Below are 17,661 nucleotides of genomic sequence, written 5' to 3' on the forward strand. Positions count from 1 at the left end.
GCTTCCTCACGGCAAGCGCCGTTTTTTTATTGCAGGCCGTCCTGCGCGGCATGCGTCTGCTCAGGATCGAACGTCAGCACATGCTGCATGAACTCGATAATCGGCGGCTCAAGCTCTTCGAGCGCGCGGGTACAGAGATAGAACTGCCGGAACGCCCACGCGTCGCGCAAGTGAACGATCCTGAGACCATGCGCCGCCACGTAGGACGCGGCAATCTGCTCGGGCATGATGCCGATCCCGATCCCTTCGCGGATCATCTGGCAGCGCGCCTCATAGTTCGACACCTCGATGCGCACCTTCAGCGGATGCGACAGGCTGCGCTCCGCTAGCGACAGAAACGCCTCGAACGAATGCCTCGGAAAATATCCGACGAATGGATATTCGACCGCCTCTTCAAGCTCGATCTCCGCGCGTTGAGCAAGCGGATGATCCAGCGGCACCACCAGCCCCACCCGATCCCGCCGGTACGGCACCGAGTGCACGCCTGGTGCGGGTGACAGCGCGTGATAAATGCCGAGGTCCGCGTCGCCTTCATGAACAAGCCGCGGAATATCGTAGCTATAGCGCTCCTGCAGATCGACCTGCGCATCGGGCCGTTCGGCGAAATAGCGGCTGAGCGTGAGCGCCAGATATTGCGCGATGGCCGAACGATTGGCGGCCAGCCGGATGCGCGGCATGCCGCCAGGCCCGAACTCCGCGACGCAACTCTGCGCCAGTTCCACGCTGCGCAAAATCGACTTGGCGCGGTGATACAGCGCGATGCCCGCCGGGGTCGGCTCGACGCCCCGGCCGTGACGCGTGAGCAGCACCGCGCCGAGTTGCCGTTCGAGTTCGGAGATGCGCTTGCTCGCCGCCGACGTGACGAGGTTCTCGTGCTCGGCCGCCTTCGACAGACTCTTCAGCTCGATGGCTGAGACCAGCATCTGCAGACCGGGTAGATCTATCTTCATGGATGCGCTTCGTTGGGATGCCGGCCGTCAATATAGCGCTGAAATTGCGCCGAAAGTTTCGAGCCGTAAAAGCGCTCGGGGATTGCCCTGGTCGATGCCGTTTTTTTGCACGCGCTTTCGACGGAAAGCAACGCGGCGCATCACGAGCCCCATTTTCACGGCTCGAAATCGACGCCGGTTTGAATTTCAGGAAACGCTGCGTTCACTAAAAAGCGCGGCACGCGGGCATCGAATGGCGACAATGAATCTGAACCTCGGCACAGGAGGCAAGGAGACAAAGTTGATCAATATTCTTTTATCCAGCGTGGCGTCGGAACGGCTTGATCGCGAGATCGGGCGTGTTCTCGCCGGTCGGCCGTATCGCCTGGTTGCGCCGCATGCCGCTGGCAGCGGTCCTGCCGATATCGCATTCGTCAGCCGGGATGTGACCGGCGGATCGTCGAAGACGCAACTCGAACCGGCCACGCTCGCGTTCTACGACGCGATGCGCGCGTCGCCCGGACTCACGTGGGTCCATACGCACTCGGCGGGCGCCGATCGTCCCATTTTTACCGAGCTGCTGCGACGCGAGGTTCGGGTGACGACGTCGTCCGGCGCGACTGCGCCGATCGTCGCTCAGACCGCGTTGGGCGCGCTGCTGGCGCTCGCGCGGCGCTTTCCCCAACTGGCCGAAGCCCAGCGCGAGCATGCATGGCGTCAGCTTCTCGCGGACGCCCCGCCGCCGCTCGCCGGACAAACCGCCGTCGTGGTCGGCTACGGGCCGATCGGCCAGCGCCTCGTTCGTCTGCTCGAAGCGCTCGACATCGACGTGATGGTCGTTCGGCGCGAAGCCGTGACGCCGAACGCGATTGCTTTTAGCGATCTCGACGTCGCTTTGCCGCGCTGCGACTGGCTGATTCTCGCGTGTCCGCTGACTTCACTGACGTCCCGCCTGATCGATGCACGCCGTCTCGCGCTGCTGCCCGCTAGCGCACATGTGATCAACGTATCGCGAGGCGAGGTGCTGGTCGAAGCCGACCTGATCGCTGCGGTGCGCGGCGGCAAGCTGGCAGGCGCTTACCTCGACGTATTCGAACGGGAGCCGCTCGATCCGGCGTCGCCATTGTGGGACCTGCCGAACGTCATCGTGTCGCCGCACAGCGCGGGTCATTCGAGCGGCAATGCCGCTGCGGTGGATCGCATGTGGCTGGATAACCTCGCGCGCTGGAACCGGCGCGAGCGTTTGAACAACGAGGTCACGCCCGTGGCCGGCGTGTCCGCACTACACACGGGCGTCGAAGCGCAATAAGGCTGAGACGGCTCAGCGGGAAACGCAGCAAGCGGCACCCACGATACCAGTCGTTCAATAAAAAAATGGAGACGAACCATGGCGGAAACGTCGAGTACCAAGGCGAGCGGTAGTTTCGGCAGCCTCGCAGGAGCCCGCGATCAGCGGACCACGGGCGTACGAAGTCAGGCGCGATCGATCGTCGGCGGATCGATTGGCAATCTGATCGAGTGGTATGACTTTCACGTGTACACGACGTTTTCCGTGTACTTCGCGGCGTCGTTCTTTCCGCGCGAGAACCGCACGATCCAGTTGCTTAGCGCCGCTGCCGTGTTTGCGCTGGGTTTTCTGTTGCGCCCGGTGGGTAGCTGGCTGATCGGCCGCTATTCCGATCTCAAAGGACGACGCGCGGGGCTGACGCTTTCCGTCGCGCTGATGTGCGGCGGCTCGCTCGCAATCGGCCTGTGTCCGACCTATCCGCAGATTGGCCTGGCCGCGCCGGTCGTGCTGCTGCTCTCGCGTCTTGTGCAGGGCTTCTCACTCGGCGGCGAATACGGCGCGAGTTCGGTGTACCTCAGCGAAATCGCGCCACCCGGTAGACGCGGGTTTTACAGCAGCTTCCATTACGTGACGCTGATTCTCGGCCAGTTGCTGGCAACTGCCGTGCAGGTGATTCTGCAGGGCGTCGTTTTCAGCACGTCGCAACTCGACGCATGGGCGTGGCGCGTGCCGTTTCTGATCGGTGCGGCGCTCGCGCTGGTCGCGTACTACGTTCGACGCAATATCGACGAAACCAGCGAATTCAAACAGCTCACCACGGAAGACAAGCGCAAGTCGGGTTTCCGCGAACTGCTGCGGCGTCCGCGCGCGACATTGCTCGTATTCGGTCTGACGACCGGCGGCACGCTCGCGTTCTTCACGTACACCGTGTACATGCACAACTATCTGGTGAACACGGTGGGCCTGAGCGCGCAGCAAAGCGCCTGGGTGTCGCTGTCGACGCTGACGCTGTTCATGCTCGTGCAGCCGCTGTTCGGCGCGCTATCGGATTTCATCGGCAGGAGGCCGTTGCTGCTGGCGTTCGGCATCGGCGGCACGTTTGGAACCTGGCCGCTGCTTGCCGCGTTGTCGCGTACGCATAGTGTCGGCACCGCGTTTTTGCTGCTGTCGCTCGCCTTGCTGATCGTCACCGGCTACACGTCGGTGTGCTCGATCGTGAAAGCCGAACTGTTTCCTGCGCATTTGCGGGCCTTCGGCGTGGGCGTGCCGTATGCGATCGCCACGGCGATTTTCGGCGGATCGGCCGGATACGTCGGGCTCTGGTTCAAAAGCATCGGCCATGAAACGGGCTTCTATGCGTACGCATCGCTCTGCATTGCCTGCACGCTGATCGCCGCGCTCTGCATGCGCAAATCCGACACCGAACATCTTCCGACTTCTCTTTCCGGCAGGAGGCCGCTGTGACAACACAACCCGAATTTTCAATTCCGTCGATGCGCGACCAGTGCTCGCCCGAAGAGTGGCAAATGCGCGTGGACCTCGCCGCGTGTTACCGGCTGATCGCGCATTACGGCATGTCCGACATGGCCGCGAATCATATTTCAGCGCGCATTCCCGGCGAACACGGCAGTTTCCTGATCAACGCGTACGGCATGATGTATGAGGAGATCACTGCATCGAGCCTGATCAAGATCGACAGCAACGGCACGATTCTGAGCAAGCCCGCGTTCGTCGGTGCGGATTACGGCGTCAATCGCGCGGGCTTCGTGATTCATGGCGCGATCCACGATGCGAAGCCCGAGATTGCCTGCGTGATTCACACGCACAGTTGGGCGGGCATGGCGCTGTCGACGCTGAAATGCGGCTTGCTGCCGATCACGCAGACGTCGATGCGTTTCGTCCACATCGGCTATCACGATTACAAGGGCGTGGTGCTCGACATGGCGGAGCGCGACTCGCTTGTGAACGACCTCGGCAACAATAACGCACTGATTTTCCGCAATCATGGACTGCTGACGGTCGGGCATACGATTGCCGAGGCATTCAATGCGATGCACCGGCTGGAACTGTCGTGCAAATCGCAACTCGCGGCGATGGCGTGCGGTGTCGAACTCAACGACGTACCTGCCAAAGTGCTCGATGAAACGTATATGAACTATCAACCGCAAACGCGTCGTCCTTATGGATTGATGGAGTGGCCCGCGTTGCTGCGCATGCTCGACCGGATGGATCGGGGTTATCGCGATTAGTGCGTGGGTATCGTCGCGGGAAGGTGGCCGTCGGTACGGTGCAACGCGGACGGCCATACAAAAAAGCGATGGCCGGTATCGTAAATCGCTAGTCCCGCACGGGCGACCCACCGGCTTACACTGCTTTACATGACGGATGAAAACTACGATCTGATTGTTGTCGGGGCGGGCGCGGCGGGACTCGCGGCTGCATCGGTCGGCGCGGCGCAGGGGCATCGTGTTCTACTGATCGAGCACACCGCGCGAATTGGCGGCACCACCGCGATTTCCGGCGGCATGGTCTGGATTCCCGCGAATCACAAGATGCAGGAAGCCGGCCTCGACGATAGCGCTGAAGCCGCTCGCCGCTATATCGACGAGACCGTGCCCGGTGGCGCGAATGGCGAGCGGATGCGCGCGTTTCTTCAGCATGGCGACCCGGCGATTCGCTATCTCGAAGTCCATACCGCGTTGAAGTTGCGACCGGTGCGTCGCTATCCCGACTATTATCCGGACCTGCCCGGCGCGACAGCGGGCGGCCGCGTACTCGAACCCGTTCCATTCGACGGCCGCGAACTGGGTCGCGACTTCGCGCTGCTGCGCGATCCGTTGCCCGAGTTCATGCTGTTCGGCGGGATGATGATCAGCCGCGAAGACATTCCCAAATTGCGCCGGATCGGCAAGTCGCCGCTCGCGACCTGGGACGTTCTCAAGCTGATCGGTAGGTACGGCTGGCAGCGGCTGCGCGCGCATCGCGGAACGACGCTCGTGCTCGGTAATGCGCTTGCCGCGCGCCTGTTCAAGTCGGCGCGCGATCTCGGCGTCGATATCGTCACGAAGGCCCGCGTCGTTCATCTCGTGCTGGACGGTGAGCGCGTTTCGGGCTTGCGCGTGCACATCGGCGGAAGCGAGAGGCAGATTCACGCGCGAGCGGTGGTGCTCGCAACCGGCGGCATCTCACACGATGCCGCACTGCGCGCGTCGTTCGTCCCGGCGTCGGCGGGGCAGCGGTCCGCGACTGCCAACGCCGGAACCGCGCAAGGCGGCGTACGCATCGCGCAGGCTGCGGGCGCGGCGTTGAGCCGACCCGCACACAACGTGGACGACGCACTCGCGTTCTGGGTCCCCGTTTCCTGCTGGCAGCGCGAAGACGGTTCGACCGCGATGTTCCCGCACACCGTAACCGATCGCGCGAAACCCGGCTTGATCGCCGTGGATCGGCACGGCAAGCGCTTCGTCAACGAAGCGCTTTCGTATCACGAGTTCGTCAGAGCACAACTGCGCCACGCAGACGACGCGATTCCCGCATGGCTCGTCTGCGATAGCCGCTTTTTGTGGAAATACGGGCTGGGCCGCGTGCGCCCATTCGCGCTGTCGACCCGACACGACGTCGCCAGCGGCTATCTGAAGAAAGCGTCCACGCTCGACGCGTTGGCCGCGCTAATCGGCGTACCTCCTGCGGCATTCGCTCAGACGCTGCAGCGTTTCAACGCCGAAGCAAAAGAAGGCCGCGACAGCGAATTCGCCCGTGGCGGCGATATCTATCAACGTCATCTTGGCGACGGCGATCAGCATCCCAACCCTTGCGTTGCGCCAATCGAGCAAGGCCCGTTCTACGCCGTCTGCGTTTTTCCCGCCGACCTCGGCATGGCTGCTGGCTTGATCACCGACGAACATGCGCGCGTGCTGCGAGCGGACGGCTCGCCGATCGACGGACTCTACGCGTGCGGCAACGACATGCAATCGGTGATGAACGGTGCGTACCCCGGTCCCGGCATCACGCTCGGCCCTGCACTGGTTTTCGGCGTGATCGCGGCATGTCACGCGCTCGGCCATAAGCTGACCGTATAGCAGGTCTCGGAAAACAATAGTTTTGCTCACGAAATCGCGACCCTACACTGGTTGCTATCGCATGGAGCCCAATTCGATGACCGAATCATTCACTGCATTGCCCGAGGTACGACTGCTGATAGACGGCGAATGGACCGACGGTGTCGACCGCATGGCAGTGCTCGACAAGTACCGTTTGACGCAGAGCGCGAGCCTGCATATCGCCTCGCGGGAACAGGTGCATAGCGCGGTGACGGCGGCGCATCGTGCGTTTGCCGCATCGACGCTGACACCGTACGAAAGAGGTGCCGTACTCGAACGGGCGGCGGTGCTGCTCGAACGCGACTCGCAGCAACTGGTTGCCGCGTTGCAGACAGAAGGCGGGTTTACGCTGACCGACGCGCAAGGCGAGATCAAGCGCTGTCTGCAGACCTTCAGGTTGTCGGCGGAAGAAGCGCGGCGGCTGGCCGGCGACATCGTGCCGCTCGACGGCGCGCCGCAGCAGTCGGGCCGTCTCGGCTTCACGATCCGCGTACCGCTCGGCGTGGTGTGCGCGATCACGCCGTTCAACGCGCCGTTGAACACGGTTGCGCACAAGGTCGCTCCGGCACTCGCGGCGGGCAACGCTGTCGTACTCAAGCCGTCGACGCATACGCCCACGCTCGCCAATCTGATGGCGTCGTGTCTGCTTGAAGCCGGTTTGCCGCCGGGGCTGATCACCGTGCTGCACGGGGCCGCGGATGTGGCAGGCTGGCTGATCGACGAACCTGCCGTGCGCTTCTTTGCCTTCACCGGCAGTACCGACGTCGGGCGGTCGATCCAGCAGCGCGCAGGCCTCCGCCGCACGCAGATGGAACTCGGCAGCCTCGCTTTCACGATCGTCGGCGACGACGCGAACCTCGATCAGGCGCTGCCGAAGATCGTCGCCGCGGGCTACCGGAAGGCGGGCCAGGTATGCACGTCGATCCAGATGCTGCTCGTGCAACGCAGCCGCCTCGCAGAAGTGAAAGCGCGTCTGACCGAACTCGTCGGCGAACTGCGCTTTGGCGATCCACGCGATCCGTCGACGCTTGTCGGCCCTGTCATCAGTCTTGCGTCGGCCGAGCGTATCGAACGATGGATCGACGATGCGGTGACGCGCGGTGCGACCCGGCTGGTAGGCGGCGCACGCGAAGGCGCGGTGGTTCCGCCGACCCTGCTCGCCGATGTCGATCCGGCTTCGCAGGTGAGTTGCCAGGAAGTATTCGGTCCGGTGATGTCGCTCGTGCCGTTCGACACGCTCGACGAAGCGATCGATCGCGTCAACGCGACGCCGTACGGCCTCGCCACCGGCATTTTCACGAACCGCCTCGACGCGGCGTTCAAAGCTGCGCGCCGCTTGCATGTGGGCGGGGTGCATATCAACGAGACGTCGAGTTCGCGCGTCGACCTGATGCCGTACGGCGGGAGCAAAGACTCCGGTTTCGGACGGGAAGGACCGCACTACGCTGTGCGGGAGATGAGCGAAGAACGTTTGATCACGCTAAGCACTTGAAGGGGACGATGCAATGCCGATGATGAAGGGCGGTCAGGTGATCGCCGAGACGCTGGTCAAGGAAAAGGTGCCGTACGTCTTTGGTATCTGTGGTCATGGCAATGTCGGCATCCTCGATGCCTTGTACGACGTGCGCGACAAACTGCAACTGATTTCGCCGCGCCACGAGCAGTGCGCGGGTCACATGGCCGACGCGTACTTTCGTGTGAAGCACCGGCCCGTCGCGACGCTGACGTCCACCGGACCGGGGTCGGCGAACATGGTGATGTCGTTGGCGACGGCGTTGTCGGACTCGTCGGCGTTCATGGCGATCACCGCAAACGTGCCGACCTCGCAGCACAATCGCGGCCCGTTCCAGGAGCTGTATCACCACAATCAGGCCGACTTCGCGCAGGTGTTGCGGCCGGTCGTCAAACGCGCGTTCCAGCCTTCACGCGTCGACATGCTGCCGCTCGCGCTGCGTCAGGCGATGGATACGATGGTGTCGGGCCGCCCAGGTCCGGTGAATCTGGACATCCCGTACAACGTGTTCCAGGAAGAGGCGGATGTCGAGTTGCCGCCCGCCTCGCAAATGGATCGCCGGGTGCGGCCGGGCGCGAACGAAGCCGATATCGCCGCCGTGCTGGATCTGCTCGCCGCCGCCCGCAAGCCGGTGCTGTTCATCGGTCACGGCGCGACGCTGGCCGAAGCCGGCCCTGAACTGGCCGAGTTGCAAAAAACGCTGCAGATCCCGGTGATCACGTCGCCGAACGGGATGGGCTGCGTGCCCGCCACCGACCCGTTGACGCTCGGTTTCATCGGCCGTAACGGGGCGTTTCCGGCCAATGAAGCGGGACGTCACGCCGATCTGGTGATCACGATCGGCACGCGCTTCGACGACCGTTCGTCGTCGAGCTGGCATCCGGGCTATTCGTGGAACTTCCCGAGCACGCGCCTCGTCCACGTGGATATCGATCCCAACGAGCTGGGCCGCAACTATGCGGCGACGGTCGGCATCGTCGCCGATGCGAAGGTGTTCACGCGGCAGTTGCTCAACGCGCTGCCCGGCCGTCCCGCGATCGAAGCGAAGCGCTACGCGCCGTGGGCCGAGGAAGTGCTGGGCTGGGTGCGTCAGTGGGAAGCGTTCGTGCGCCCGCATTTCGGCGATTCGACCAACCCGCTGCGGCCGGAGTTCGTGGTCGGCACATTGCAGAACACGCTGCCCGACGATGTCATTCTGGCGCTCGATTCCGGCGTGCATCACAACTGGTTCATGCAGTTCTGGAAGCCGAAGCGTCCGCAAAGCATGCTCAACAGCTGGGGCTATTCGTCGATGGGCTTCGGCGTATGCGGCGTATTGGGCGCGCAACTGGCCGCGCCGGATCGTCCGTGCGTCGCGGTGGTCGGCGACGGCGGCTTCACGATGACGCCGTACGTGCTGTGCACGGCGGTCGAATACAACCTGCCAGTGGTGTGGATCATCTGGAACAACTTTGCGTGGGGCGCGATTCGCGATCTGCAATACGGTCTGTTCGACGGCCGGGAGATCGGCACCGCGTTTTATAAAGGCCAGAGCGGCGAGCGCTACAACCCCGACTTTGCAGCATGGGCACGCGCGGCCGGTGCAGACGGCGTGACCGTCACGCGTCCGCAGGACCTCGGCAATGCGGTCGAACAGGCGCTCAAAAACCGCCGCCCGTGCGTGATCGACGTACACGTCGACGCCGAAGTCAGACCGCCGTCAACCGGCACCTGGCAATTGCCGCCTATTCCGTATAAAGAGCCGATTTACGGTAAGCCGTATATCGCCTGACCACAGCAGCAGATTCAGCACAACGAGAGAGCAGTCGTTCCACGCAAGCTCCACGGCGCGCCGTGATACCGCACGGTCCGCGCCGGTCCCAAGAACAGGAGACAGTCATGATTTTCCGCAATCCGCGCGGGCGGGTAGGTGTTCGCTCGCTTTTCGCCATCGTAATGGGGTTGACCTGCGGTGTTACCGCACTCGCGCAAGGCACGGACCCCGTGCGCATCGGCCTGATTTATTCGAAGCAGGGGCCGGGCGCGTCGATCGGCCAGTTCCTCGAACGCGGCAGTGAAATCGCGCTCGAACAGGCCGGCGGCAAGGTGCTCGGCCGGCCCGTCGAACTCGTGTGGCTCGACGAACCGAATCCGCAGGTGTCGCAACAGAACATGCAGAAGCTGGTCGACGAGAACAAGGTCGTCGCGGTGGTCGGCGGCAACTACAGTTCGTCCGCGCTCGCCATGATGAGCGTCGCCAATCGCGCGAAGGTTCCGCTGATTCTGCCGGGCGCGGCGGCCAGCGAGATCACCGGCAAGGATTGCAGCCGCTACACGTTCCGCACCCAGGCGACGGTGCCGGTGCAGATTGGCGGCGTGATGCCGTATCTGTCGCAGATCGGCAAGAAGGTTTATTTCCTGACGCCCTCGTATGCATTCGGCCAGGACATCCTGCGATCGGCACGCAGCCGGCTCAAGGAAAACGGCATGACCGAAGTCGGCGTGGATGAGGTGCCCGTCAATACCGCCGACTACAGCTCGTACATCCTGAAGATCCGGCAGGCGAAGCCGGACGTGGTGCTCGGCGGCCTGGTCGGCGGCGACTTCTCGAACTTCCTGAAGCAATGGAACGAGATGGGGATGAAGGACAAGATTCCCTACGTGGCCGTCGCCGTGACCGACACCGATTTCTGGGATGTCGGCCCGCAGGCGTCGGCGGGCATCTACGTGAAGCCCTGGTACTACAACAATCCGAAGAACACCGCCGCCGAAAAGCAGTTCACCGCCGACTTCGAGAAGAAATACGGCCGTCCGCCGTCTGACAAGGCATGGTCGGGCTGGATCGCGATGCGCTCGCTGCTCGAATCGATCAACGCCGCGAAGGCGACGGATTCGAAGTCGATCGTCACCCAGCTCGAAAAGTGGAAGAACACCGACGGCGCATTCCCGTTCTACTTCCGCGATTGGGATCATCAACTTGTGCGTCCTTCGGTGGTCGTGCGGGTCAAGTCGAAGATCACCGACAAGTACGATTTCTTCGACGTGGTGAGAGATACGTCGAATTCGGCCGCCGACACCGAGAAGGCTTTCGGTGACAGGCAGCAGGTCGGTTGCAACATGCCGCCGCTCTAACAGCGTCGCGACCGCACGTTTCAGGGGGCGTCATGCTCGATATGCTCGTTTCACAGGCCGCCAACGGACTCGTACTGGGGTTCGTCTACGTGCTGATCGCCGTGGGCCTGTCCATCACGTTCGGACTGCTCGGCGTGATCAATTTCGCGCACGGCGCGTTCTTCGCTCTGGGCGCCTACGTGGCCTACCAGCTCTATCAGATGTTCGGCTGGCCCGCCGTGGTGCTCGCGCCGATCCTCGTCGGCATCATCGGCATGGTGGTGGAGGTTGTCATCATCCGGCGGCTGTATGGCAGGGAGCCGCTGTCCAGCCTGATCGTCACCTTCGCGCTGGCGCTGCTGATCGAAGCGCTGATCCGCTTCTTCTGGGGCGCGGACGGCAAGCCGTTCAACCAGCCGGAGTTCCTGTCGGGCATCGTCGAGGCGGGGCCGTTGCTGATCACCAAATACCGGGTCGCGGTGCTGGTGGCGACGGTCGGCACGCTGGTCGCGCTCGGCGCATTCCTCGCATGGACGCCGTATGGCCGCATCCTGCGCGCGGGCAGCCGCGATCCGGAGATGGTCGAGTTGCTCGGCATCAATCTGCCGCGCGTGCTGACCGGCGTGTTCGGACTCGGTTGCGCGCTGGCGGCGATCGCCGGCGTGCTCGCGGCGCCGCTGTGGACCGTGTCGCCGTCGATGGCGGCCAACGCGATCATGCCCGCGTTCGTGGTCGTCGCGATCGGCGGTCTCGGTTCGTTTGCGGGCGCGGTGGTGGCGGGGCTGGCGGTCGGCGTCGTGAGTTCGCTGACGATCCAGTTCCAGCCCGATGCGGCGGCCGCGTCGATGTATGCGTTGATGTTCCTCGTGATGCTGTTGCGTCCGCGTGGGTTGTTTGGTGAACACTGGGAGCGCTTCGAATGAACACGCGCATGAATACGGACGCAAAGCTGCACGAGCGGGCGCCTGTGCGTCCGTGGCGACATCCGGTCGTGACGATGGCGGCGGTGCTGGTCGCCGTGTCGGGGATGGCGCTGGCGGTCGGGATGCCGATCGACCGCATCACGCAGATCGCGATCTATACGCTCTACGCCGCCGGGACCAATTTCCTGATCGGCTATCTCGGCCTGGTGCCGTTCGGCGCATCGTTTTTCTTCGGCTGTTCGAGCTACGCGCTGGCGATTGCGTTCGGCGCTTGGGGCGGCAACGAAATCACCGGCGTGCTGGTCGCGGCGGCGTTTTCGCTGCTGCTGGCGCTGGTGATCGGCGCGTTGATACTGCGTCGCAAGGGACTATATTTTTCGTTGCTGACGCTCGCCTGTTCGCAGATCGCATTCGAGATCGCGTACAAGTGGACAGCAGTGACCGGCGGCGAGAACGGCTTGCAGAATATCGCGCGGCCGCTGTTCGGCTCGGCGTTGTCGTTCCATGCGTTCACGCTGGTGATCGTGATCGCGCTGTCGTGGATGTTGTGGCGCATCGCGCACGCACCTTTCGGCCGCTTGATGCAGGCGCTGCGGGACAACGAGCAGCGCGTGACCAGCCTTGGCTACGATGTCTACACGACGCGGCTGATCGCGCTGCTGATCGCGGGCGGCACGATTGGCGTGGCAGGCGGCCTGATGGCGCTGCTGCTGCAAGGCGTCTATGCGAACAACCTGAACTGGGAGCATGCGGGCGATCCGGTGCTGATGGCGGTGCTCGGCGGCGTGCATCAGTTTCTCGGACCGCTGTGGGGCGCGATTACGTTCATCGTGCTGGAAGACCGGCTCAGCGCGATCACGGAGAACTGGTGGCTGTTTTTCGCGCCGGTCATCATCATCATGGCGCTGCTGTCGCCGGAAGGCATTCAGGGCTTCTGGCAACGCTTCACGAAGCGCTCGCGCTGGACCCTTACCCGCAACACCATTCCCGTGCGGCCGGCACGCATCACGCCGTATCGTCCGCTCGATGCGGGCGGTGACGAAGGGCAGGCCGTGCTGTCGGTGCAGAACCTGTCGAAGCGCTTCGGCTCGATCGTCACGCAGGACGGCATTTCGCTCGATGTGAAGCGTAATCAGCTGCACAGCTTCATCGGTCCGAACGGCGCGGGCAAGACGACGTTCTTCAATATCCTGACCGGCTTCCTCATGCCCGACGACGGCCGTATCGTCTTCGAGGGCACCGACATCACGCGTATGCAGGCGCACAAGCGCGCCCGCCTGGGACTCGCGAGGTCGTTCCAGATTCTTAGCGTGTTTCCGAATCTGAGCGCGTTCGAGAACGTGCGCATTGCCGTGCAGGCTGCGCGCAAGGAATGGCGCGGTTTTCTGCACGACGCGTACACGACGGAGGAAGCCAACGAGCGCGTCTGGTCGCTGCTGGACGCGGTCGGTCTCGCCGAGCGTGCCGCCCATCTCTGCGCGGACCTGTCTCACGGCGAGAAGCGTCTGCTCGAAATCGCGATGACGCTCGCCACCAGCGCGAAACTGCTGTTGCTGGACGAGCCGCTTGCGGGTCTCGCGGAATCGGATCGGATCGTCGTGGCCGCGTTGATCCGGCGTCTCGCCAATTCGCACGCGGTGCTGCTGATCGAGCACGACATCGACCGCGTGCTCGCGCTGTCGGATCGCATCACGGTGCTGCATCAGGGCAGGTTGATCGCGGACGGCTTGCCGGCTGACGTCGCTCGCAATCCGCAGGTGATCAGCGCATATCTCGGCGATTCGAATGTCAAGGGGACGAAGGTCGAGCATAGCGACGTCACGCCCGAACTAGTGCGAGTCGTCGCAAAAACGGCTGAGGCAAAGCAGCAGACGCTGCTGCAACTTGAAAAGGTCAGCGCAGGCTACGACGGCGGCACCGTGCTGGAGGACATCGACCTGACCGTGCATTCAGGCGAAGTCGTCGCGCTGCTTGGCCGCAACGGCGTCGGCAAGACCACGCTGTTGCGCACGATCACCGGTACGCTGCCCGCCACCGCAGGACGCGTCGACTTCAACGGCAACGATATCAGCGCGATGCGGGCCGATCTGATCAACCGGCTCGGCATTTCGCTGGTGCCGGAAGGACGCCGGCTGTTTTCGAACCTCACGGTTCAGGACAACCTGAGAATCGGCGCGCGCGCGGGCGGCGCACCGCTCGACGAAATCTGCGAACTGTTCCCCAAGCTCAAGGTGCTGATGCGTTCGCGGGCCGGCAACCTGTCCGGCGGCGAACGTCAGATGGTGGCGATTGCGCGCGCGTTGATGGTGCCGTGCCGTCTCATTCTGCTGGACGAACCGTTCGAAGGTCTTGCGCCGGCGGTCGTACACGAGGTGCGCGAGGCGGTCGCGAAACTGACCTCGCGGGCGAGCCTCGTAATCGTCGAGCACCATGCCGAGTCCGTTCTGTCGATGTCCGATCGCGCATACGTGCTCGTCAACGGCAAGGTGGCGTTCGGCGGAAGCGCGCAGGAACTGGCCGCCGACACCGCGCTGCAGGAGCGCCTGCTTGGCGTCACAGCCGCTGATCCGGAACAACTTCTGCGGAAAACAGCATGATGTCGACACAAACGAAGCACCGCGCTCGTTCGCTTGGCGTGAACACCTACAGCTACATCTGGTCGACGCCGGTGGCCGATTGCCTTCGCCAGCTCGATGCGCTGGGTTATCGCGAGTTCGAACTCGTGCTCAATCCGCCGCATCTCGCGCTCGATGAATTCGCGCCGGCCGAGCGCAAACGGCTCGCGGCGTCATTGGCTGCCAGCGGACTCGTGGTGCGCTCGCTGAACGTGCCGAGCCTCGATCACAACCTCGCGAGTCCGATGCGGCGTATGCGCCAGTATTCGGTCAATCTTTTTCTCGACGCGATCGATCTCGCCGCCGATCTCGGCGCGGCGCATCTGGTGGTCGTGCCTGGTCGCATGAGTCCGCTGTTTGCGCCGCCGCTTCGACAGCGCGAGGCGTGGATGCGCGAAAGCCTCGACGCACTCGTGCCGCACGCGCAGCGGCGCGGCGTGACGCTGGCGCTGGAGAACGTGCCGTTCGCGTCGTTCCCCGATGCGAACACGCTCGGCGCGTTCGTGCGCGAATACGCGTCGCCCGCGCTCGGTGTCTGCTATGACGCGGCCAACGCGCATTTCATCGGCGAGTCGCCTGCTGCGGGCTTGCGTGTGTTGCGCGAACTCGTGCGGCTGGTTCATCTGTCGGATACCACGCGCGACGCGTGGCGTCACGACGAAGTCGGTCTGGGCGACGTGCCCTTTGCGGAGGTGCCCGCCGCGCTGGACGACATCAACTTCGACGGAGCTTGCATGCTCGAAATCATCTCGAACGAACCGGCTCGCGCGATTCAGCGCAGCCATCACGCGCTGACCGCGTTCGGCTTCGCACCGCTCGTGCAGGGGGCCGCATGAGCCGCATTCTCGTCACCGGAGCAGCGGGTCTGCTGGGGCGCTTCGTGGTCCGCGAATTGTGTGCGCACGGCTACGACGTGCGCGGCTTCGACCGTCGCGCGGGCGACGACGACATCGAATGGATCGTGGCCGACGTGACCGATCCTGCGGCAGTCAAGGACGCGATGCGCGGGATCGATGCGGTGCTGCACATCGCGGCGGTGCCGAACATCTGGTCCGGCGACGGGCCGACCATCATGCACGTGAATACGCAGGGTACGTGGCTCGTTTTCGATGCAGCCGAAGCGGCCGGTATTCAGCGCGTCGTGTTCTGTTCGAGCGATTCGGTCGCGGGCTACACCGTGCGCGAAGGCCGGATGCTGCCGCCGCGCTACGCGCCGCTCGATCTCGCGCATCCGCTGAATGCAACCGACCCGTACGCGCTGAGCAAGGTCGCGGGTGAGGACATTGCGCGTGCTTACTCGCTGCGCGGCATGTCGGTGCTGGCGCTGCGCACGGTGTTCGTCGCGTACCCGGAGATGGCGGGCGAGATCGTCGCGCGTGCGAAAGATCCGCTCAACTATCACGTGCCGGTCGCGGGCGGACCGTCCACGGCGGGCGGCGGCCCGCTGCATCACCATATCGATGCACGCGACCTGGCCCGCGCGTTCCGCCTCGCGCTGGAGTTGCCGATGCAGCCCGGCGAATTCGACCGCTTCTATCTGTCGGCGAGCGTCACGCTGTCGCCGGAGCCGACTGTCGAGCGGTTGCGCCGCCTGCATGGCGACGCGGTCGAGATTCGCGATCCCGAGTATTACCGCCGCAATCCGTTTGCCCCGCTTTATGACCTCAAGCACGCCGCGACGCGGCTCGGCTTCGTGCCCGAGTTCGATCAGCGGCATCTGTTGGCCGGCCTGCCCGGCTTCGAGAACTGACCATGACAACGATCATCCCCGACGATAAGCATTTCAGGAACGCAGCCAAGGAAAAGCAGGCTGTGACGCGCAATCTCGGCGAACTGCTATGGGTGCAGTACCCCGGCCATTTCAACCAGGCGCTGTCGAAAGCGATCGTGACGCCGGACACGGTGGGCAGCCGCTTCTTCGATCACCGCATCTCGTGCTACGAGCCGGGTGCTTACGTCGAAGATCATGTGCACAAGGTGCAGGAGCAGATTTATCACGTGCTGTCGGGCGAGGGCATTCTGGTGGTCGACGGCGAGCGGCGTCTGGTGCGCGCGAACGATGTGACCTATATCCCGCCCGGCGTGCGTCACGAGTTTCATTGCACCGGCACGGACACACTGGTGTTTCTGGTGATCACCAGTCCGCCGACCGATGAGGAACCGCAGCCGCGTTGAGGCTGTGCATCGGGAGAAGACAGCGATCGAAGACAACGAGAGAAGACCATGAAGAAGATTCTTGTGACGGGTGCGAGCGGCTGGCTCGGCACTGAAATCGTCAAGGCATTGCTGGCACGCGGCGACGCGGTGATCGGCACCGATATCGTCGTCAGCCCGGCGACGACCGCCCTCGCTGCACGTTATCCGGCGCTGAGGACGGTGGCTGCGGACCTGTGCGAGTGGCCGCAGGTCATGCGTCTGCTGAGCGACCATCGGCCGGATGCGGTGATTCACGCGGCGGCGATCGTCGGCGTGATTCAGTGCGCCGATATTCCGCTCAAGGCCAATCGCGTGAACGTGGAAGGCTCGATCAATCTGTTCGAGGCGATGCGCTTCGCGGGCATCAAGCGGATCGTGCATGTCAGCACCGAGGAAACCTACGGCGACTTCACCGCGCCGTCTATCGACGAAGAGCATCCGCAGAAGCCGGTCAGCGTCTACGGGGCGACCAAGCTCGCGGTCGAGCATTACGGGCGCATGTATTCGCGCGATCACGGGCTCGAATGCATCAACGTGCGTACGTGCTGGGTGTATGGACCGCATCTGCCGCGCCTGCGGGTGCCGCGCACCTTTGTCGAGGCCGCGCTGCGCGGCGAGGCGCTGCACGAGCCGGACGGTGCGGAACTCGCCGTCGATCAGGTTTATGTCGACGATACGGTGGCTGGTTTGCTGCTCGCACTCGATAAGCCAACGCATCGCTTCGACAGCTACAACGTCGCGACAGGTGTCGCGCCGACCATCGCGGATGTCGCCGAGGCCGTCAATCGCGCGATTCCCGGTGCGCGTATCAGCGTGGGCAGTCAAGGCCCGTACCGGCACGGCGGCAAGGTGCTGAGCGCGAAGAAGGGCGCACTCGATATCAGCCGGGCGCGCGCCGAACTCGGCTACGAACCGCGCTACGACCTGCAACGCGGCATCGAGGCAACAATCGAAGCCACCCGCGCGGCATTGGCGCAACGTGCCGCCTGACGCGGCACGCACACTAC

Annotated in this window: 14 protein-coding genes; 13 read left to right on the forward strand and 1 reads right to left on the reverse strand. The window is 63.8% G+C overall.

The genetic code is table 11. From position 1 onward, the window contains the following. Positions 1–26 precede the first annotated feature (26 nt). Entirely contained in the window at positions 27–950 is a 924-nt protein-coding gene (locus BLS41_RS33160; protein ID WP_074772023.1) for a LysR family transcriptional regulator, read from the reverse strand. Between the two features lie 280 nt (positions 951–1,230). On the opposite strand from BLS41_RS33160, the gene BLS41_RS33165 reads away from it, so the two are divergent. The 13 genes from BLS41_RS33165 to BLS41_RS33225 all read left to right on the forward strand — a co-directional run bounded on the left by BLS41_RS33165 (position 1,231) and on the right by BLS41_RS33225 (position 17,644). Continuing rightward, on the forward strand, positions 1,231–2,238 hold the full coding sequence (locus BLS41_RS33165) for an NAD(P)-dependent oxidoreductase (RefSeq protein ID WP_253189870.1): 1,008 nt from the start codon (positions 1,231–1,233) through the stop codon (positions 2,236–2,238). Between the two features lie 78 nt (positions 2,239–2,316). After that, a complete protein-coding gene (locus BLS41_RS33170) occupies positions 2,317–3,681 on the forward strand; it encodes an MFS transporter (RefSeq protein ID WP_074772027.1) in 1,365 nt (454 codons plus the stop codon). Continuing rightward, complete coding sequence (locus tag BLS41_RS33175; protein WP_083380197.1) at positions 3,678–4,466, forward strand: class II aldolase/adducin family protein; 789 nt, start codon at positions 3,678–3,680, stop codon at positions 4,464–4,466. Before BLS41_RS33170 ends, BLS41_RS33175 begins: the two co-directional genes overlap by 4 nt. Positions 4,467–4,595: 129 nt before the next feature. Further along, complete coding sequence (locus BLS41_RS33180; protein WP_074772029.1) at positions 4,596–6,296, forward strand: FAD-dependent oxidoreductase; 1,701 nt, start codon at positions 4,596–4,598, stop codon at positions 6,294–6,296. A gap of 76 nt (positions 6,297–6,372) precedes the next feature. Next, positions 6,373–7,809, forward strand: a complete 1,437-nt coding sequence (locus BLS41_RS33185; RefSeq protein ID WP_074773356.1) for an aldehyde dehydrogenase family protein — start codon at positions 6,373–6,375, stop codon at positions 7,807–7,809. Positions 7,810–7,822: 13 nt separating this feature from the next. Next, on the forward strand, positions 7,823–9,601 hold the full coding sequence (locus tag BLS41_RS33190) for a thiamine pyrophosphate-binding protein (RefSeq protein WP_074772031.1): 1,779 nt from the start codon (positions 7,823–7,825) through the stop codon (positions 9,599–9,601). 107 nt (positions 9,602–9,708) lie between these two features. After that, on the forward strand, positions 9,709–10,941 hold the full coding sequence (locus BLS41_RS33195; RefSeq protein WP_074772033.1) for an ABC transporter substrate-binding protein: 1,233 nt from the start codon (positions 9,709–9,711) through the stop codon (positions 10,939–10,941). Between the two features lie 32 nt (positions 10,942–10,973). Further along, positions 10,974–11,843: a branched-chain amino acid ABC transporter permease gene (locus BLS41_RS33200; protein WP_074772035.1), complete on the forward strand. Its 870-nt coding sequence runs from the start codon at positions 10,974–10,976 to the stop codon at positions 11,841–11,843. An 8-nt stretch (positions 11,844–11,851) separates the two neighbouring features. Further along, on the forward strand, positions 11,852–14,440 hold the full coding sequence (locus BLS41_RS33205) for a branched-chain amino acid ABC transporter ATP-binding protein/permease (RefSeq protein ID WP_074773359.1): 2,589 nt from the start codon (positions 11,852–11,854) through the stop codon (positions 14,438–14,440). After that, entirely contained in the window at positions 14,437–15,294 is an 858-nt protein-coding gene (locus BLS41_RS33210) for a sugar phosphate isomerase/epimerase family protein (RefSeq protein ID WP_253189871.1), read from the forward strand. The genes BLS41_RS33205 and BLS41_RS33210 overlap by 4 nt, the downstream gene beginning before the upstream one ends. Continuing rightward, on the forward strand, positions 15,291–16,208 hold the full coding sequence (locus BLS41_RS33215) for an NAD-dependent epimerase/dehydratase family protein (RefSeq protein ID WP_074772037.1): 918 nt from the start codon (positions 15,291–15,293) through the stop codon (positions 16,206–16,208). Before BLS41_RS33210 ends, BLS41_RS33215 begins: the two co-directional genes overlap by 4 nt. Positions 16,209–16,210: 2 nt before the next feature. Continuing rightward, positions 16,211–16,633, forward strand: a complete 423-nt coding sequence (locus BLS41_RS33220; protein ID WP_074772039.1) for a cupin domain-containing protein — start codon at positions 16,211–16,213, stop codon at positions 16,631–16,633. A gap of 48 nt (positions 16,634–16,681) precedes the next feature. After that, positions 16,682–17,644 carry an NAD-dependent epimerase/dehydratase family protein gene (locus BLS41_RS33225; protein ID WP_074772041.1) on the forward strand — a complete coding sequence of 321 codons (963 nt, stop codon included), beginning with the start codon at positions 16,682–16,684 and terminating at the stop codon, positions 17,642–17,644. The last annotated feature ends 17 nt before the right edge of the window (positions 17,645–17,661 follow it).

The organism is Paraburkholderia fungorum (assembly GCF_900099835.1).
In the GTDB taxonomy this organism is placed as follows: Bacteria; Pseudomonadota; Gammaproteobacteria; order Burkholderiales; family Burkholderiaceae; genus Paraburkholderia; species Paraburkholderia fungorum_A.

What these genes read in the sequence shown, in the direction of transcription:
- BLS41_RS33180 (WP_074772029.1), top strand. Translation starts at nt 4,596, where the DNA reads ATGACGGATGAAAACTACGATCTGATTGTTGTCGGGGCGGGCGCGGCG.
- BLS41_RS33220 (WP_074772039.1), top strand. Translation starts at nt 16,211, where the DNA reads ATGACAACGATCATCCCCGACGATAAGCATTTCAGGAACGCAGCCAAG.
- BLS41_RS33185 (WP_074773356.1), top strand. Translation starts at nt 6,373, where the DNA reads ATGACCGAATCATTCACTGCATTGCCCGAGGTACGACTGCTGATAGAC.
- BLS41_RS33225 (WP_074772041.1), top strand. Translation starts at nt 16,682, where the DNA reads ATGAAGAAGATTCTTGTGACGGGTGCGAGCGGCTGGCTCGGCACTGAA.
- BLS41_RS33190 (WP_074772031.1), top strand. Translation starts at nt 7,823, where the DNA reads ATGCCGATGATGAAGGGCGGTCAGGTGATCGCCGAGACGCTGGTCAAG.
- BLS41_RS33205 (WP_074773359.1), top strand. Translation starts at nt 11,852, where the DNA reads ATGAATACGGACGCAAAGCTGCACGAGCGGGCGCCTGTGCGTCCGTGG.
- BLS41_RS33200 (WP_074772035.1), top strand. Translation starts at nt 10,974, where the DNA reads ATGCTCGATATGCTCGTTTCACAGGCCGCCAACGGACTCGTACTGGGG.
- BLS41_RS33210 (WP_253189871.1), top strand. Translation starts at nt 14,437, where the DNA reads ATGATGTCGACACAAACGAAGCACCGCGCTCGTTCGCTTGGCGTGAAC.
- BLS41_RS33170 (WP_074772027.1), top strand. Translation starts at nt 2,317, where the DNA reads ATGGCGGAAACGTCGAGTACCAAGGCGAGCGGTAGTTTCGGCAGCCTC.
- BLS41_RS33215 (WP_074772037.1), top strand. Translation starts at nt 15,291, where the DNA reads ATGAGCCGCATTCTCGTCACCGGAGCAGCGGGTCTGCTGGGGCGCTTC.
- BLS41_RS33160 (WP_074772023.1), bottom strand. Translation starts at nt 950, where the DNA reads ATGAAGATAGATCTACCCGGTCTGCAGATGCTGGTCTCAGCCATCGAG.
- BLS41_RS33195 (WP_074772033.1), top strand. Translation starts at nt 9,709, where the DNA reads ATGATTTTCCGCAATCCGCGCGGGCGGGTAGGTGTTCGCTCGCTTTTC.